The sequence below is a fragment of the Methylobacterium sp. 1030 genome, from assembly GCF_040544715.1.
In the GTDB taxonomy this organism is placed as follows: Bacteria; Pseudomonadota; Alphaproteobacteria; order Rhizobiales; family Beijerinckiaceae; genus Methylobacterium.
In genome coordinates, this window is sequence record NZ_JBEPKM010000041.1 from 1 (window position 1) to 16,303 (window position 16,303).

At 66.0% G+C, this 16,303-nt stretch carries 15 protein-coding genes and 1 pseudogene; 10 read left to right on the top strand and 6 right to left on the bottom strand.

What is annotated here, in order from left to right; genetic code table 11:
* Positions 1–37: 37 nt before the first annotated feature.
* Both ABIC30_RS30890 and ABIC30_RS30895 read right to left on the bottom strand, forming a co-directional pair.
* Positions 38–844 carry an alpha/beta fold hydrolase gene (locus ABIC30_RS30890; protein ID WP_354456755.1) on the bottom strand — a complete coding sequence of 269 codons (807 nt, stop codon included), beginning with the start codon at positions 842–844 and terminating at the stop codon, positions 38–40.
* 484 nt (positions 845–1,328) lie between these two features.
* Positions 1,329–2,282 (bottom strand): GlxA family transcriptional regulator, encoded by a 954-nt coding sequence (locus ABIC30_RS30895; RefSeq protein WP_354456756.1) that lies wholly within the window; start codon positions 2,280–2,282, stop codon positions 1,329–1,331.
* Positions 2,283–2,399: 117 nt separating this feature from the next.
* On the opposite strand from ABIC30_RS30895, the gene ABIC30_RS30900 reads away from it, so the two are divergent.
* The 3 genes from ABIC30_RS30900 to ABIC30_RS30910 all read left to right on the top strand — a co-directional run bounded on the left by ABIC30_RS30900 (position 2,400) and on the right by ABIC30_RS30910 (position 4,753).
* Positions 2,400–3,212 (top strand): SDR family NAD(P)-dependent oxidoreductase, encoded by an 813-nt coding sequence (locus ABIC30_RS30900; protein ID WP_103986501.1) that lies wholly within the window; start codon positions 2,400–2,402, stop codon positions 3,210–3,212.
* A 15-nt stretch (positions 3,213–3,227) separates the two neighbouring features.
* Positions 3,228–3,623, top strand: a complete 396-nt coding sequence (locus tag ABIC30_RS30905; RefSeq protein WP_103986502.1) for a tautomerase family protein — start codon at positions 3,228–3,230, stop codon at positions 3,621–3,623.
* A gap of 350 nt (positions 3,624–3,973) precedes the next feature.
* On the top strand, positions 3,974–4,753 hold the full coding sequence (locus tag ABIC30_RS30910) for an alpha/beta fold hydrolase (RefSeq protein WP_103986512.1): 780 nt from the start codon (positions 3,974–3,976) through the stop codon (positions 4,751–4,753).
* Positions 4,754–4,900: 147 nt separating this feature from the next.
* Here ABIC30_RS30910 and ABIC30_RS30915 read toward each other — a convergent pair whose 3' ends face one another.
* Positions 4,901–5,491, bottom strand: coding sequence for a response regulator transcription factor (locus ABIC30_RS30915; protein ID WP_234083235.1), 591 nt, complete (start codon positions 5,489–5,491; stop codon positions 4,901–4,903).
* A complete protein-coding gene (locus ABIC30_RS30920; protein ID WP_181049263.1) occupies positions 5,484–7,064 on the bottom strand; it encodes a sensor histidine kinase in 1,581 nt (526 codons plus the stop codon). The genes ABIC30_RS30915 and ABIC30_RS30920 overlap by 8 nt, the downstream gene beginning before the upstream one ends.
* A 267-nt stretch (positions 7,065–7,331) precedes the next feature.
* Between ABIC30_RS30920 and ABIC30_RS30925 the strand changes: the two genes are divergently transcribed.
* From ABIC30_RS30925 to ABIC30_RS30940, 4 genes are all read left to right on the top strand, one after another.
* The gene (locus tag ABIC30_RS30925; RefSeq protein ID WP_234083232.1) at positions 7,332–8,972 is read left to right on the top strand and encodes a DHA2 family efflux MFS transporter permease subunit; all 1,641 of its coding nucleotides are present in this window, start codon (positions 7,332–7,334) and stop codon (positions 8,970–8,972) included.
* Complete coding sequence (locus tag ABIC30_RS30930) at positions 8,969–10,042, top strand: type III polyketide synthase (RefSeq protein ID WP_103986506.1); 1,074 nt, start codon at positions 8,969–8,971, stop codon at positions 10,040–10,042. Before ABIC30_RS30925 ends, ABIC30_RS30930 begins: the two co-directional genes overlap by 4 nt.
* A 337-nt stretch (positions 10,043–10,379) precedes the next feature.
* A complete protein-coding gene (locus ABIC30_RS30935) occupies positions 10,380–11,033 on the top strand; it encodes a methyltransferase domain-containing protein (protein ID WP_103986507.1) in 654 nt (217 codons plus the stop codon).
* A complete protein-coding gene (locus tag ABIC30_RS30940; RefSeq protein WP_234083230.1) occupies positions 11,012–12,088 on the top strand; it encodes an NAD(P)/FAD-dependent oxidoreductase in 1,077 nt (358 codons plus the stop codon). Before ABIC30_RS30935 ends, ABIC30_RS30940 begins: the two co-directional genes overlap by 22 nt.
* A 179-nt stretch (positions 12,089–12,267) precedes the next feature.
* Here the strand turns inward: ABIC30_RS30940 and ABIC30_RS30945 are convergent, their stop codons facing one another.
* Complete coding sequence (locus ABIC30_RS30945) at positions 12,268–13,212, bottom strand: AraC family transcriptional regulator (protein ID WP_103986513.1); 945 nt, start codon at positions 13,210–13,212, stop codon at positions 12,268–12,270.
* A gap of 209 nt (positions 13,213–13,421) precedes the next feature.
* On the opposite strand from ABIC30_RS30945, the gene ABIC30_RS30950 reads away from it, so the two are divergent.
* From ABIC30_RS30950 to ABIC30_RS30960, 3 genes are all read left to right on the top strand, one after another.
* A complete protein-coding gene (locus tag ABIC30_RS30950; protein ID WP_103986509.1) occupies positions 13,422–14,189 on the top strand; it encodes an alpha/beta fold hydrolase in 768 nt (255 codons plus the stop codon).
* Between the two features lie 148 nt (positions 14,190–14,337).
* Positions 14,338–14,832, top strand: a complete 495-nt coding sequence (locus tag ABIC30_RS30955) for a DUF302 domain-containing protein (RefSeq protein ID WP_103986510.1) — start codon at positions 14,338–14,340, stop codon at positions 14,830–14,832.
* Positions 14,833–14,952: 120 nt separating this feature from the next.
* Positions 14,953–15,480 (top strand): hypothetical protein, encoded by a 528-nt coding sequence (locus ABIC30_RS30960; protein ID WP_103986511.1) that lies wholly within the window; start codon positions 14,953–14,955, stop codon positions 15,478–15,480.
* 327 nt (positions 15,481–15,807) lie between these two features.
* On the opposite strand, the pseudogene ABIC30_RS30965 reads toward ABIC30_RS30960, so the two are convergent.
* Positions 15,808–16,208: pseudogene (locus tag ABIC30_RS30965) on the bottom strand (tyrosine-type recombinase/integrase); the annotation flags it as partial.
* Between the last annotated feature and the right edge of the window lie 95 nt (positions 16,209–16,303).

Consider the following 16,303-nt stretch of genomic DNA (forward strand, 5'->3'; position numbering starts at 1 on the left):
CAACAGGCCGGACACAAGACTGCACCCGACCAACGCGTCAGAAGCTCAATTCGCCACTTGCAATGCGGGAGCCATCCACACAGGACGGCCTCCTACCGACCCAACCCGGTCGGAACGGCATGGGAGAGACACTGCTGCAAAAGCGGGCGCTGCTACCATCGCAAGAAGCTCTTCCGCGCTCAGTCTGCTTGCCGAATATGCTCAAGCGCAGCGACCAATTCGCTCGGCTGAGAAAAGAACGGCGAGTGATCGCTCTCCAACGTGACGGTGTGCGAAACTGGAGTGGCTCGTTGCATGGCTTGCTGCTGAGCAATCGGGATCGCCGATCTTTCGCGCACGTGATGTAGGCTCGTCGGACCGACCCGAAGCGAGGCTCAGTAACGTGGATCGGCGTCGACCAAATCTTGGTTGTCTCGGGAACAAGGCGTTCGCACGCGAACTGCACTAGAAGTTCAGGCGTTTCGTTGTAGAAAAATGTTTTGACGCCTTCGCGGCTGACTGTACAATTTCCGTCATCATCAAATATTATTGCCTTACTAAACGCCTCGGCATTGGCCGATTTCTCTACGATATCATTCAACGTCTGGCCATCCTTGAGAAGAAAAGCGCATAGATAAACGAGTAAGGCGATTTTATGAGGTATGCGTTCGGCCACTTCACTGATGATGAGGCCGGCGCGGCTGTGCCCGACGAGAATGACCGGTTCGTTCTGGGCGGCGGTAATCGCGGCAACCTGATCCGCCCAAGCTTGGAGCGGCTGTTTTGCCGCCGAGTGCTGATCGGAGATCACGTCGCACAGATCGGGTGTCAGAACGCGATGTCCGGCTCGCTCAAGCAGCGGCACGACCTGCGACCAACACCAACTACCGTGCCACGATCCAGCAACGAGTATGTAGATAGCCATTCGACACCCTTTCTGGCGTACGTCGGTGTCTCTTGGTCATGCCTCGTTACAGTATGATTTCAGGTGGGGTTCGATACGTAGTGCGCGTTTGGGGTCCCATTGGACGTCGGCGTTCAGATCGAGCTTCCTGAACCTCAGACGGCTCATGTGGGTCGAAAGCGGTTCCGGCGGCGATGTCGGCTACAAGACGTTGTCGTCCGAAAATACACCGTCTCGAAACAGCCCATCTGAGATGTTTGAATGAGCGCTTCGTGGTGGCAAATGTGGTCGAAAGCCGCCGGTCTGCTTCTGCGCCGACCTATTAGAAAATCGGACGAGCTGCCAAAATTCAAATCAGACAAATTCATTTATCAGAACTTCGCAATGAAGCAGACGTTCGGGGATAATCATTCTGCAAGGGGTGTTTGACCGCGGGTGGCCAACGCTACGCATTCGCCGTATTCAAATCCCCACGCGCATTACGCCGGATAGCCTGTGGCGGCTGCCCGAACGCTCGAAGGAACGCGCGACGCATCCGATTGCGGTCTGCGAAGCCAGTTTGGTCGGCGACGGCGTCGATGGGATGCCGGCTGCGCTCCATCAAAACGCGCGCGGCCTCGACCCGGAGGTTCTCGACCGCCTTGGCCGGCGACTGGCCGGTCTCGGCATGGAACACACGGCTGAACTGGCGCGGGCTCAGGTGGGCGGCTTGCGCCAACTCCTCGACCGAGAGCGGGCGGTGGAGGTTCTGTTTGGCATAGGTCAGGGCCGCCTGGATGCGGTCCGACTTCGCGTCGAGGTCGAGCAGGGTCGAGAACTGCGACTGGCCACCGGCCCGGCGATGGTAGAGCACGAGCTTCTTAGCGATCTCCTTCGTCACCGCGTGGCCGAGATCCGCCTCGATCAGAGCAAGCGCGAGGTCGATGCCAGCGCTCATGCCCGCCGACGTCCAGATCGGGCCATCGTTGATGAAAATGCGGTCCGTGTCGGCCGAGCAATCCGGAAACTGGGACTGTAGCTCCCGCGCGTGCATCCAGTGCGTCGTGACCCGCCGTCCGTCGAGCAGGCCGGCCTCGCCGAGGACGAAGGCCCCTGTGCAGATGGCGGCAACGCGCCGGGCGTTTTCGGCCGCGCGCTGAACGAGCGCGACGAGCCGGGGCGTCGACGGTTGCACGAAGGTGCCGCCGCCGATGATGAGCGTGTCGAAGGGCGTTTCGCCGAATGCCTCCGTCTCCACGTTCATGCCGGCCGAGGTGCCGACCGGACCGCCATGCTCGGAGATGAAGTGGATGTCGTAGGTTGCCGCGTCCGCCGCGAGATTGGCGACCTCGAAGGCCGGCACGGCCGCCAGCGCCATCATCGAGTACCCCGGATAGACGACGAAGCCGACGCGCTGCATGCCCGCCTCTATGACCTAAATCGACGCAACTATGACATTTGCGCCGCTCAAGGGCAACGGTAGCTTTCTCCCATCGAGCGCCGCCAACCCGTGGCGCGAAGAAAGAGGAGAGCGACGATGACCACTCAATCCACGAAGGGCCTCGCTGTCGTGACCGGTGCATCTGCCGGCATCGGCGCGGTTTACGCCGACCGCCTCACCAGACGGGGGTATGACCTGCTGCTAGTCGCTCGAAACGATGAGCGCCTGCAGGCGCTGGCCGACCGCCTGACCCGCGAGACGGGGCGCAAGGTTGAGCCGTTCAAGGCCGATCTGGGACGCAAAGACGATCTCGCGCGCCTGGAGGCTCGCCTGCGCGAGGACGCGAGCATCACCATGCTCGTGAACAACGCGGGCATCGGCTCCGTCGCCTCGACCCTTCAGGCCGACGTGGAAACGATGGACGCGATGATCCAGCTCAACATCACCGCGCTGACCCGCCTGACCTATGCGGTCGCTCCTGCTTTCGTGGCGCGCGGATCAGGGACAATCATCAATATCTCGTCCGTCGTCGGCATCGCGGTCGAGATGCTGAACGGCGTCTACAGCGCCTCGAAATCCTACGTCCTCAGCTTCGGCCACGCGCTGCAGAAGGACCTCGCGGACAAGGGCGTGCGCGTCCAGACCGTGCTGCCCGGCGCGACGGCTACAGAGTTCTGGGATGTCGCCGGTTACGCGGCACAGAAGACATCGGCGATCACCATGTCGGCGGCCGATCTGGTCGACGCGGCTTTGGCCGGTCTCGATCAGGGCGAGCTTGTCACCATCCCAGGACTGCAGGATGAGTCCGATTGGACGCGCTGGGAGGAGGATCGCCGGGCCATGGCCGCCAAGTTCGGCAACGCCAAGCCGTCGGCGCGCTACGGGCTTGCGACGTCGAACGCGGCCTGAGCCTGGAGGCCATCCATGCCGTACCTCCAGCTCGACGTGACCGGCCCGCATTCCGTGGCCTCCAAGAAGCGCCTCGCGGCGCAGATGAGCCAGACCTATGCGGAGATGATGTCGGTCGACATCAGGCGGATCAGCGTCGCCATCCGCGAACTCGGCGAGGGCGGCGTGTGGCGGATACCGGAGGCCGGCGGCGCGCCGGTGCCGGTGTCCGTGATGATGCTGGACATCCGCAAGGGACGCTCGGCCGAGTTGCGGATGGAAGTCGCCAAGGCGCTGTGCGCCCACTGCATCGAGATCCTCGGGTTGCACAAGGATCGCCTCAACGTGGAGTTCACGCAGCATTCCGGCGACGAGATGTATCACCCGACCCTCGGGGGCTACAGCCCCGAGTGGTCTCCGGACGAGCGATGATCCGTGTCGCAAACGGTTCTGGCCGAGAGCGGCAGGTCCGCTCTCGGATAGCCCGGGTATCGAAGTGGACACTTCGCGGTTCACTCGACGATGCGTCCCTCCGTCGGGGGGCGGTGTAATGCGCATGCTCTCGGCTGCAGCTGCGCGCAGTACGGTTGAAGGCCGGTCGGCTCGCCGCGCTGGAGCGCTCGCATTCAACAGTTACGTGAGATCTATCTGCAGACGGAGATTGTGGCCGCCCGCCTCTGCCCACAGCGGTCGCCGGCCGCAACGGATGTATCCTTCCTGCACCGGCGACGAACAGGGACGGCACATCCTGCACCTGTCGAACCGGAACGGAGATGGCCGCCATGATGACTCGGAGACTGTTCAGCCAAACGCTCTTCGCCGGCGCCGCCGCCGCGCTGCTTCCCGGGACGGCGCCGGCCCAGGATCTGCCGCGTGCGCGCAGCGTCGTCCTGGTCCACGGACTGTTCGCCGACGGGTCGTGCTGGTCCGAGGTGATCCCGCGGCTGCAGGAGAAGGGCCTGAACGTCACCTCCGTGCAGAACCCGCTGACCACCTTCGAGGAGGCCGTCGCGTCCGCACGGCGGGTTCTGGCCCGGCAGGAGGGACCGATCGTCCTCGTGGGCCACTCGTTCTCCGGCATGATCGTGACCGAGGCCGGGATCGACCCGAAGGTGTCCGCCCTCGTCTACGTCGCGGCCCGGGCGCCCGATGCCGGCGAGGATTACACTGCGCTGGCCAAGACCTATCCGACGCCGCCGGCCTCGGCCGGAATTGTGTTCGACGGCGACGAGGGGCGCCTGAGCGAGGCGGCCTTCCTGAGAGACTTCGCGGGCGACCTACCGGCGGACCGAGCCAAGGTTCTGTTCGCGGTCCAGCAGCCGTTCCACAAGGCGTTGTTGGCCGGGAGGACAACCCAGGCGGCGTGGCGATCGAAGCCGAGCTTCTACGCCGTGTCGACCGAGGACCGGACCATCAACCCGGACCTCGAACGGTTCATGGCCAAGCGCATGAGCGCGAAGACCGTGGAACTCGCGGCGAGCCACCTGTCCCTAATTTCGCAGGCACCATACGTCGCGGACCTCATCCTTGAGGCTGCCGGCCAACCCCAAGGACGTCGCTGACCGGACAGTCCCACGCATGCTGATCCGAGCCACGGCTGCCCCGGGCTGCAGGCAAGGACCGGCGCATGTCCTATCGCAAGAAGGACATCATCATGGGGAGCGCGCGACCAGACGGTCTGCCGGAACCGTTCACGCGGCCCAAATCCGTCAATCGATCAACCGCAACGAGAGCGCACGGGCCACCGCATGCGTTCTATTGACGACGTTCAGGCGCTTCATGGCCTGGTCGAAATGGAAGTTGACGGTTCGCTCCCGCAGATCGAGGATCAGGGCGATCTCCGCGGACGTCTTCCCGCGGCTGGCCCAGGTCAACACTTCCCGTTCCCGGCCGGTCAGATGGCCGAACGCGTCTTGGCCCTGCCCGCCTCGACCCGCGCGGAGACGATGCTCCACCACGACAGCCAGCATCTCGAAGTCGACCGGCTTGGTGAGGTAGTCATCCGCGCCCTTCCGGCGCGCGGCGATCTCGCTGCCGCGATCGTCGAGCGCCGTGAGGAACACGAAAGGGATCCGCGCGAGGTGCGGGGCAGCCGCAGCCAGTTGCTCGAGCAAGTCCAGGCCGTTCATCCCCGGCATGCGCACGTCGCACAGGACCAGGTCCGGAGGTGACATTTGGATGGCCGACAAACCCGCCTCCCCGTCCGAGGCGCGTTCCACCGTGTAGCCGAGGTCGACCAGGGCTTCCGCGACCAGGCTCGCCGTTTCCTCGTCGTCCTCAACGCAGAGTATCCTAGGCATGCTCCGGCTCCGGGGATGACAGCGCCCCGTCTCGCGGCAGCGCCAGCATAGCACGGGTTCCGCGGCCCTCTTCGCTCTCGATGATGAGGCGGCCGCCATGGCGGCGTGCGATCTCCTCCACGAGGCTCAGCCCGATCCCCGTGCCCGGTATCGTGCCGACGTTGCTCGCCCGGTAGTAGCGCTCCCGGATGCGTCCGATCTCGCCGCGCGGGATGCCCACGCCCTCGTCCTCGACGACGATCTCGACGCCGGCGCCGGACGGGTATGCCCGCAGTCGGACGGGGTCGCTGTCCGACGCATACTTGAACCCGTTCGAGAGAAGATTGCTGACGGCCAGATGCAAAAGGTCGGGATCGCCGACGATCTCCAGCGATGCATCCGACATGTCTTCGACCAACTCACCACTCATCCCGATCTCGCGATAGTACCGGCACAACGACCGCAGCATCGCGGCGAGATCGAAGCGGCGCATGCGCGGGCGGAGGTTTCCGCCGGTATCCTCCAGCGCCCGCGATAGGCCCGACATCAGGCTCGCGATCCGGAACACGGCGGACCGGATGCGGTGTGCCCGATCGGCGATGTCGCCCGGCTTGGCCCGGTCCTTGGTCGCGATCAGCCGCTGCGCGTTCCCGTCGATCGCCATCAGCGGCGTGCGGAATTCATGCGAGACCGTCGTTATGAAGTTGCGCTGCTCAACGGCGAGCGCCCGCTCCTTCTGCAGGGCGGTGCTTAGCGCCCCGGATTGTATGGCTAGGCGCTTGCGCGACTCAAGAAGCTCGGTGGTATTGCTCCGGAACACCGCAAGCGCTCGCGCCATCGCCCCGATCTCGTCTGGCCGCTTCTCGTCGGGGAGCGCGAAGTCGGTCTCGTAATCCGCGAGACGCCGCATGCGATCGGCGAGCCGCAGGAGCGGCTGCGAGATGGCGCGCCAGACGTAGACCGTGATGGCGAAGAACAGGGCCAGGGTCCCGAGCATCAGGTCGGAGACCCAGTCCTGAGCTTCCGCGATGGCCGCGGCTGCTCGGCCGCGGTCGGCCTCCGCGCGCGCCTCTGTAGCGAGCGTTAGCCTGAAGGCGGCGTCGCGGGCCGCGTCGAAGGTGATCTTCGACTCGCCGTTGAACAGCAGGATTCCTTGGTCGGCCTCGCCGTCCCGGCTCAGCGCGGCCACGCGCTCCGCCACGGCTGCGTGCGCGCGCCACAGGTCTTGCAGCCGCACGAGCTCGCTCCGGTCCTCGCCTCGCCGGAGCAGCGCCGCATAGCGTGTCATCACTTCCGCGAGATGGGCGGACACGCGCTGCAGCGACGCCAGGCGATCGGGGCGGTCCGCGAGATCCGGGCCGAGAAGGATTTCGGCCTCCGCGGTGCGCGCGTCCGAGATCCCGTGGTTCAGACTCCCGAGGACCCGGATGCGCTCTAGCCAGCGGTGGTGCATCTCGCGGGAGAGCGCGTCGGCATGTTCGAGCCGATCCAGGCTGAGGAGGCGGGCGCCCTCCGTCGCGGCCATGAAGAGGAGCACCATGAGACCCAGCTTCGCGACCAGGGAGTGGCGCCAAGCCAGGGTCTTGCGCAGCAACGACATGGCGATCCCCCCAGCGGACCCGGTGGCCCGGCTTCGAAGGCTTAGGCCCGCCCCGCCCGACGTAAGCCTGTCAGATTTCACAGGATGACGCCGGGGGCCACGAACTGATCTATGGACCGCGAGCCGGCGGACGGTCTGTCGCTCAGAGGGGTCACATGAGGATCGCCGTGATTTCGGACGCCGTGACGCCGGCGGGCCGCCTGCCCGCGGCTGGACGCCCCTGAAATGGCGCCGCGTCCCGTCGGTGCCGTTCGCTCGCGGATGCCCGATATCCAGCACGCGGCCCGGGCTGCCGTTCCGATCGTCCGCGACGTCGCGGACGCCGCCGATCGACCGGCTCCAACGGACCGGGGTGGGGCCAGTGCGCCTGCGCCGACCGCCGGGCCCCGAACATGGGCCGGCTTCGCCATCCTGTGCGTCGGCATGTTCATCGCCATCCTGGACATCCAGATCGTCGCGACATCCCTTCCGCGGATCCAGACGGGTCTCGGGATCCCGCCGGACCGGGTCAGCTGGGTCCAGACGGCGTATCTTACCGCCGAGGTGCTCGTCATTCCGCTCACGGGTCCCCTCACGCGCCTGGCGAGCATGCGCCGGCTCTTCGTGACATCGGTGACCCTGTTCACGTTCGCGTCGTGCGGTTGTGCCGCGAGCGGCGGCTTTGCCTCGCTCATCGTCTGGCGCGCGCTCCAGGGCGCGTCCGGGGGCGCGTTGATCCCGACCGTGTTTTCAGCCGTCTTCCTGCTGTTCCCGCCGAACCGCCAGGGCATCGCCACGGCCGTCGCGGGAACGCTCGCCGTCCTCGCCCCGACCGCCGGCCCCGTCGTCGGCGGCTGGATCACTGAGACGGCGACCTGGCATTGGCTGTTCCTGATCAACGTGCCCGCCGGTCTCGTCTCGGCCATCGGCGGGTACTGGCTGCTGCCGCGTGACCGGCGGCGCGGACGGCTCGGCGAACTCGATGTGACAGCCCTAGGGCTCCTGGCCGTCGCCCTGTGCAATCTGGAGCTCGGCCTCAAGGCGGCCCCGGAATCCGGCTGGGTGGCGCCTGCAGCCGTCGCACATCTCGGCGCGAGCACGGTGGCCGCGCTCGTGTTCGTCCGCCGTACCCTGGCGGCGGCCCATCCGCTCGTCGAGCTCCGGATGTTCGCGGATCGCCGCTTCGCCGTGGGCTCGGCACTCAGCTTCGCGTGCGGGGTGGGCCTTTACGGTTGCGTCTACCTCATGCCGGTCTTCCTCGGCTACGTGCAGGGACGCAGGCCGCTCGCGATCGGCGAGATCATGCTCGTCACCGGCCTGGCGCAACTCGCCGCGTCTCCACTCGCCGTCGCCCTGGACGAGCGCGTCGACGCGACCGTGCTCGCCGTCCTCGGATTCGGTCTGTTCGCGGTCGGCTCGTTCCTGAGCACGACCCAGACGGCCTCGATGGATCCTGGCGCGCTGGTCGTCCCGCAGATCGTACGCGGGCTCGCCATCATGTTCTGCCTGCTGGCGCCGACACGGTTGGCGCTGGGTCATCTGGCGACCGAGAGCGTTCCGGATGCCAGCGGGCTGTTCAACCTCATGCGAAATCTCGGCGGTGCCGTCGGCCTCTCGCTGATCGACACCGTGATCTACGGGCGGATCCCCGGCCACGTATCCGATCTCGTCGCGCGACTCGCGTCCGGCGATCTCGACGCCGCGAAACTTGTTGGCATCCCGCCGGCCGTTTTCGCGGCCCAGTCGGGCAAGCCGGACAGCGAAGCGACGCGCGCCCTCGTCGCGCCGCTCATCGAGAAGGCGGCCCTGACCGCTTCGATCGGCGATGCCTGGATGCTCGTCGGGACCCTCAACGTGGTCGCGATTGCCGCCCTGCTGCTCGTTCGCAGACGCGCCGAGCCGAGCCTGGAGCCGAAGCCATGACGGAAGCCTACCTCAACCGCATCGAGACGGCCGTCCCGCCCCACGACGTCCACGCGGCCTTCGCGGCCTTCGCCCGATCTCAGCTCGCCGACGACCGGCACAAGCTGCGCATCCTGGACCGCATGGTGGAGCGCAGCGGGATCGAGCATCGGTATTCCTGCCTCGCGCCCGGGCTCGACCCGGGCCACGACGCCGTGGATGCCGACGGCCTCTACCGACCCGGGAGCTTCCCGACGACCGCGGCCCGCATGCGACTCTACGAGGAGCACGCCCCTGCGCTCGCGACGCGTGCGGTCGAGAAACTCCAACTCGGCGATCAGCGGGACCGCATCACTCATCTCGTGGTGTCGAGTTGCACCGGCTTCTCGGCACCGGGGCTGGACATCGACATCATCGAGCGCTGCGGTCTCAGGGGGTCGGTCGAGCGGACGATGGTCGGCTTCATGGGCTGCTACGCCGCGATCAACGCCCTGAAGATCGCGCGGCACATCGTTCGTTCGGAGCCGCAGGCCCGGGTCCTGGTGCTGAGCATCGAGCTCTGCACGCTGCACCTGCAGGAGACCTCTGATCTCGAGCAGATCCTGACATTCCTCCTCTTCGCGGACGGGTGCGCTGCCAGTATCGTCTCCGCCGATCCGACGGGGCTGAGGCTCGACGCGTTCAACGCCCTGCTCACGCCCGACACGCGACAGCTCCTGACCTGGCATATCCGCGAATCCGGGTTCGACATGGTCCTGTCGGGCCGCCTGCCCGCGGCAGTGCAGGAAGGGATCAGCGGTCGCGCGGACGAGTTCCTGGCGGGACATCGGATTCCGGACGTCGGCGCCTGGGCCGTCCATCCGGGCGGCCGAACCGTGCTCGACGCCGTGGAGCGCGCCTTCGCGCTGCCGCCCAGCGCGTTGGCGGTCTCGCGCGATATCTTGCGTCGGTTCGGCAACATGTCGTCGGCGACCGTCATGTTCGTGCTCGCCGCGCTCATGGATCAGGCGAAGGCGGGTGAGGTCGGTTGTGCGATGGCGTTCGGCCCGGGCCTCGTCGCCGAAACGATGATGTTCCAAAAGGCGGCCTAGCTCCGCGCTCCCGGCGCCCGGGTCCGGCATCCCGGGCTCGCCGGCCGTCATTCGAAGACGTTGCAATACCGGGCGGGATGTCGGCGCCCGGATTCCGCCCGTCTCCCGACGCAGGTCGCGGGCGTTCCGGTGCGCGAGGCGTCCTTCGATGTCGACGCGGGAGAGGTGTTCGATGCCAACGACGACTGACACCGGGATCGAGCGATGGCCGGAGCCGCCGACGCGGAGCCCCGACAGAGCACCGGCTCCGCAGGGTTCCGGGCCCTCTGGAACCGCCGGGCGGCACGAGCCCGCGCGCCCTCGCTCGCTGGCCGTCCGGGCTTCGGACCAAGAACAGATGGATGCTCCGGATCTGCCCGAGGCCGCATACGCCGCGCTCCTTGCCGACCTCGCGCGCGTCAACCGATGGACGCTGGCGGCGCGGCCAACCTTGGCTTTCCTGAGGCGGGCGGCCCGGCGCGCCGGGCGCCTCAGGCTCCTCGACGTCGGTTTCGGGCAGGGCGACATGCTGCGTCGGATCGCGCGCTGGGCGGCCAGGGAGGGCGTGCCCGTGGAGTTGTTCGGGATCGACATCAACCCCCGTTCGGCGCCGGTCGCCCGGGCGGCAACCGACCGCGCGCTCCGCATCGAGTACCGGACCGGCGCCTACGCGGACCTCGCCGGACAGGGCTGGGATGTTATCGTGTCGAGCCTCGTCGCGCACCACATGGACCACGCGGAACTGCTGGCGTTCCTTCGCTTCATGGAGCGCGAGGCGCGTGTCGGCTGGCTGATCAACGACCTGCATCGCCACGCCCTGCCCTATGCGGGCTTTCCGATCCTGGCTCGGGCCATGGGATGGCATCGGATCGTCCGCGAGGACGGCACCCTCTCGATCGCGCGCGCATACCGGCCGGCGGAATGGCCGCCGGTCCTGGCCGAGGCCGGAATCGCCGAAGCCTCTGTCACCCGTTGGTTCCCGTTCCGGCTATGCATCGAGCGCCTCCGCTGATCATCGGGGGCGGCCCGGCCGGTGCCGCCGCCGCCATCGGACTTGCCCGGGCGGGCCTGCGGCCATTGCTGATTGAACGTAATCCCGAAGCGCAGGATGCTCTGTGCGGCGGCTTCCTGAGCTGGACGACGACCCGGCGCCTGATCGATCTGGGCGTCGATCCCGTTTCCCTTGGCGCTCATCGTGTCGGGGCGCTGGCGTTGTTCTCGGGGCAGGACGGAGCCGAAGCTCGGCTGCCCGCACCTGCCGTCGCCCTCTCGCGCCGCGTCCTCGACGAGGCCCTGCGCGCGCGCGCACGGGCGGCGGGCGCGGCGATCGAGACCGGGATCGGGGCGCGGGCCCTGGCGGAGGGCCGGGTGCGTCTTGTCGACGGGGGCGAGATCCACCCGCCCTGCACGATCCTCGCGACCGGCAAGCATGATCTGCGCGGTGTCTTGCGCCCGCGTCCGGACGGGGACGCCGCGGTCGGGCTGCGCTGGCGCCTGGGTGCGAGCCGGGCGCTCGCGACGTTGCTCTCCGACCGGGTGGAACTGCACCTGTTCCGCGGCGGATATGCCGGATTGGTCATCCAGGAGGATGGCAGTGCCAACCTCTGCCTCGCCGTCCGACGAAGCCGCCTCAGCGAGGTCGACGGCGGACCGGATCGGTTCCTCCAGGCTGTCGCGGAGGAATCGCCCGCCCTCGGTCTGCGCTTGGCCGCGGCGACGCTCGGGCGCGCCCAAGCGGTCGCGAACGTACCCTACGGCTGGCGCGCGGGTGCCGGACCGGCGAACCTCTACCGGATCGGGGATCAGGCCGGAGTCATCCCGTCTCTCGCGGGCGAAGGAATCGCCATTGCGCTGTGCAGCGGCTTAGCCGCGGCCACCGCGATCGTGCGCGGCGAGCCGGCCGAACGCTTTCAGCGATCGTTCTCGCGAAGGTCGTCCGTCCCGATCACTCTGGCCGGATGGCTCTGGCGCGCGGCGGAGACCCCCAAAGCCGCCAGGCAGCTGGTGCGCGCAGTCGCCTCCGCGCCGGCGCTCGGGCATCTGGCCTCGCGGCTGACGCGGATCTGACCGCAGCTTGCCTCCCACCCGACACCGGTGGCGCGGATGACCGAGGTGGATCGGGTCACCCGGGCAGGCTGGTTGCGGCTCTCGTCACGCCAGGCGCTCCACCGCTCCGGGGAAGCGCCGCCGATGCGGGACCGGCCTGCTCCGCCTGGCCCGGACTTCGGCCGGTCGAAGTACCGGCGTTACAGGCCGTTCTCCGGCTGCGCATCCCCTTCGACGTGTCGGGTCGCTCTGTAACGGCCAGGTGATAGACCATGATGCCGGTGAAAAAGCTTTGAGAACGCGGCGACGGACTTGTAGCCGACGCCGGTCGCAATGCGTGCAATTCCCAGGTCGCTCGTCTCGAGCAAGAAGGCAGCTTCCGACATCCGTCGCGCGATCAGATAGCGGTACATCGATTGGCCGACGAGCTTGGTGAAGCGAGCCGAGAACGCCGAGCGACCGAGCCCGACCTGCTGTCCCAACTCGTCCAATGTCCAGGACCGATCCAAGTGCTTGTGGATCAATCGAAGCGCCGGTCCGATATGCGGGTCCGTGATCGCCCCGAGCCAGCCGCCTTCGCCGGGACGCAGCGATGTCGACCAGCTTCGCAGCACCTCGACGAAGAGGACCTCCGTCAATCGGGAAAGGACCACGTCCTGACCGGGGCGCGGCTGCGCCGACTCACGCACCATGCGCTGCAGGATCAGTTCGAGCCACGCACCCTCCTCCGTCGACTTGAGGTGGAGGACGGGCGGAAGCAATTCCAACAGGCTGCTCCGCGATGGCTGTGCCACGGTGAACTTGCCGCAAATCATCGTGGAACAGGGCGGGGCGCTGCCGCCATGGCGAACAATGCCGTGATGCGCGGACGACCGATCCAGATCTGTGATCGAGAACGGTTCCGCTCGGCGATCCGAATAGAATTCGTGAGGCTCGCCACGCGAGATTACGACAAGGTCGCCCGCGCTCATGTGGAATTCTCGCTCCTGATCAAGCGCGAGCGTCGCCGAGCCATGGCTGACGTAATGGAACAGCGCGTACGGGCGTTGCGGGAGGGCCAGGTTCCAGGGATGGCCGAGCTCGAAATGGAACAGCAGGGTCCCCCCCAGGCGCACGCGGTCGAGTACTTCGGCGAGGACGTCCATAACAGCGACGATAAGGTCCCGGACGATCGGACACAACACGCGGACGATCAAGCTCTACCGTTCGAGGTGCCGTCATATTAGGTCCTACCGAGGGCGTTGACGCATCGTGCAATCGTCCATCGTTCCTGACGCAAGGTTCAGGACGTGGACAATTCGCAGCGCTTGAACATCCGCGACCTCGCTTTATCCGCCCGTCGGCAGGAGTTGTTATGCAAGGTGTTGTTCTGTCCCTGGCCGCAGCCCTGATGTCTGCAACGACATTGGCCGCTGCCCGCGCCACAGAGCTGCCCAAGGGGGCGACTCACAATATTGTCCTTGTCCATGGCGCGTTTGTCGATGCATCGAGCTGGAAGCCCGTCGCCGATATTCTCACGAAGAAGGGCTACAACGTCACGCGCGTTGACAATCCGCTGACTTCTCTTGCCGCCGACGTCGAGGCCACCGAGCAGGCGCTGGCAAAGCAGAGAGGCAAGACGGTTCTCGTCGGCCATTCCTGGGGTGGCGTCGTCATCACGCAGGCCGGCAACGATCCCAAGGTCTCGGCGCTCGTCTACGTCTCCGCTTTTGCGCCGGACGTGGGCCAATCGCTGGCGGCCCTCGCCAAGGGCGGTCCGGCCACGGAAGGTGCTGCGGCGATACATCCCGACGACAAAGGTAATCTGTACATCGATCCCAAAGTCTTTCCCTCAGCGGTCGCGGCCGACCTTCCCCCGCAGATCGCCCAGTCGTTGGCGGACCATCAATTACCGTTGAGCCACACGGCGTTCGAAGCGCCGGTCGACGCGGCCGCGTGGCACCACAAGCCGACATTCTACGTGATCACCACGAAGGACAAAGTAATCGCACCGGAAGTCCAGAAACTGTTCGCCGCCGCGATGAAGGCCCAGACGACGGAAGTTGCCGGCAGCCATGCCTCGCTCGTCGTTCACGCGAACGAAGTCGCCGCGGCGATCGAGAAGGCCACGCTCGCCAAGTAACAGGGCCGCTCCCGGCCCGTCCGCGTCGGGAGCGGCTGCGGCTGCCGAGAGAGGTGCTGTCTGAATAACACGCTGGCGATTGCGTGATCGTCCTGGCGTTCCGTAACGGTCGCGCGGTCTATCGAGTGTATTTCGTGCGAGAGCGATAATGAATGTGGATAAAATTTCGGTCGAGCGGCTTAGAATTCTGAGCTCCAGACCCTTCGACGCTGTCGTGACGGCGCTCAAATCCGCGGTCGGTCAGCCGGACTGGTACCAATTCGTTCGGGCGTCGCAGGCTGCAACCTCCGCGTCCGATTTCGAGCGTGTCGTGCAGCGTGGATTCGGCCGCACGGGCTTCATGCTCTTTGCCGAATTCGATCTGGGTGCCGTTCTGCGGCGCGAATCCAAATCCGATGCACCCAAGAGCGTGCGTTTTCTGGTGGGCAATCCCCTCATCATGAAAGAGATGGTCAAGCACGTGCCCGACGCGGGATCCTATGCTCCGGTCACGATCCTTATCGATGAGCGGCCCGATGGCGTGCACCTCTCCTATGACAGGATGGAGAGCTATCTGCTGCCCTATGGCAACACCGAAGCTCTCGCCGTTGCCCGGGATCTCGATGCGAAGATTACGGCCTTGCTGCGGGACTGTGCAGGCTAAGACCGTCTGATCACGGTGCTGCTGGCCCTGGCGTCTCGGAGATGCGGGACCGCAATGCAGGAATGGTCGATCGTTCGGCTGTCCTGGCCGACAGGCTCGAAATAGAGAGGAATTTTCGGCATGTCCAAGCGCTGTCTTGCCAGCTTCACCGCCGCAGTTCTTTTCAGCGCGGCTGTCTCGGGAGCTTCTGAGGCCAAGGCGGAGCCTCTGGATTCTGCGAGCCTCGGTGCAATCAGGGCGCAGTTCAGTCGTCTGATGGAACTGGCCAACAAGCACGATTTCAAATCGTTGCATGATATGTTCTGGCAATCGCCGACAACGCTGTTGGTGGCGAAGAGCGCGAACCCGGCCGAGGGAAACTGGGCTGGCTATTGGGGCAACGAGGCGATCGATCAGAAGCTGCATGACATCGGCAGCTCCGGTCCGGTGGTGCTCGAGCCAGACTATTCGAAGCTCAAGGTGGTCGGACTGACGTACGATGTCGCGGAGTCTTACGTGCCGATGAACATCACCGTTTCGTACGCGGGACAGGACGGAACGCCCAGACCGTTTCTCATGATCATCAATTGGCTGCGCATCGGGACGGACTGGAAGGTCGCCGCTGAGATCATTCTCCCCGTACCGCCGGCACCCGCGTCGAAGGGCTAGAGCTGTTCCCGGCGGTGTTGCGACGGGATAGTAGCCGGTGCGTTGACCGGCGTGGTCGCGCCCCGGAGTCCCAGCACGGCCTCCCTGCATTCGACCATCGCGCGGGCCTCCCGCACGATCTGCTTCACGTTCGTTGCGGGGAGGTCCGCCATGCCTCCGTGCCGTTAGATCTCGCTTCGCGGAACGCCTAATCCCAGATGCATGAGCTGAGCTACAATCACGTCTGCTTCGAGGCGGCCGTCTCAAGCTGATGAATGACCGGGTTGGGCGCATTGCTGCTGGGCTGGTCTCGGAGCCCCTCGACGCAGAAGCCGAGGGGCCGAACGCTCAAATCTCAGTTCCTTCGGCCAGTGTCAGAGCATCCTCGACGTCGACGCCGAGGTACCTGACTGTGCTCTCGATCTTGGTATGGCCGAGCAGGATCTGAACCGCCCGCAGGTTGCCGGTCCGCTTGTAGATCAACGACGCCTTCGTGCGGCGAGGGAGTGGGTGCCATAGTCCTCGCTGCGCAGCCCGATGCCTGTGACCCACTCATCGACGAGGCGTGCATACTGCCGGGTGCTGATGTGCGTGACACCTTCGAGCCTGCTGGGGAAGGCAAAGTCGTCGAGTGTTCCGCCTCTGGCCTCAAGCCATGCCAGGATGCTGGTGCGGGCAGGTTCGAGAAGTTCGAATTGCACCGGCCGACCGGTCTTGCGCTGGATGACGATTGCCCGGCTACGGACGCGACTGAATCGCCCCGGGATTTTCGGAGGCTCCAACTCTTGAGAGACTGGAGCCATGACGAAGCATACCCCACCCTTTTCCCCTGAGGTTCGCGAGC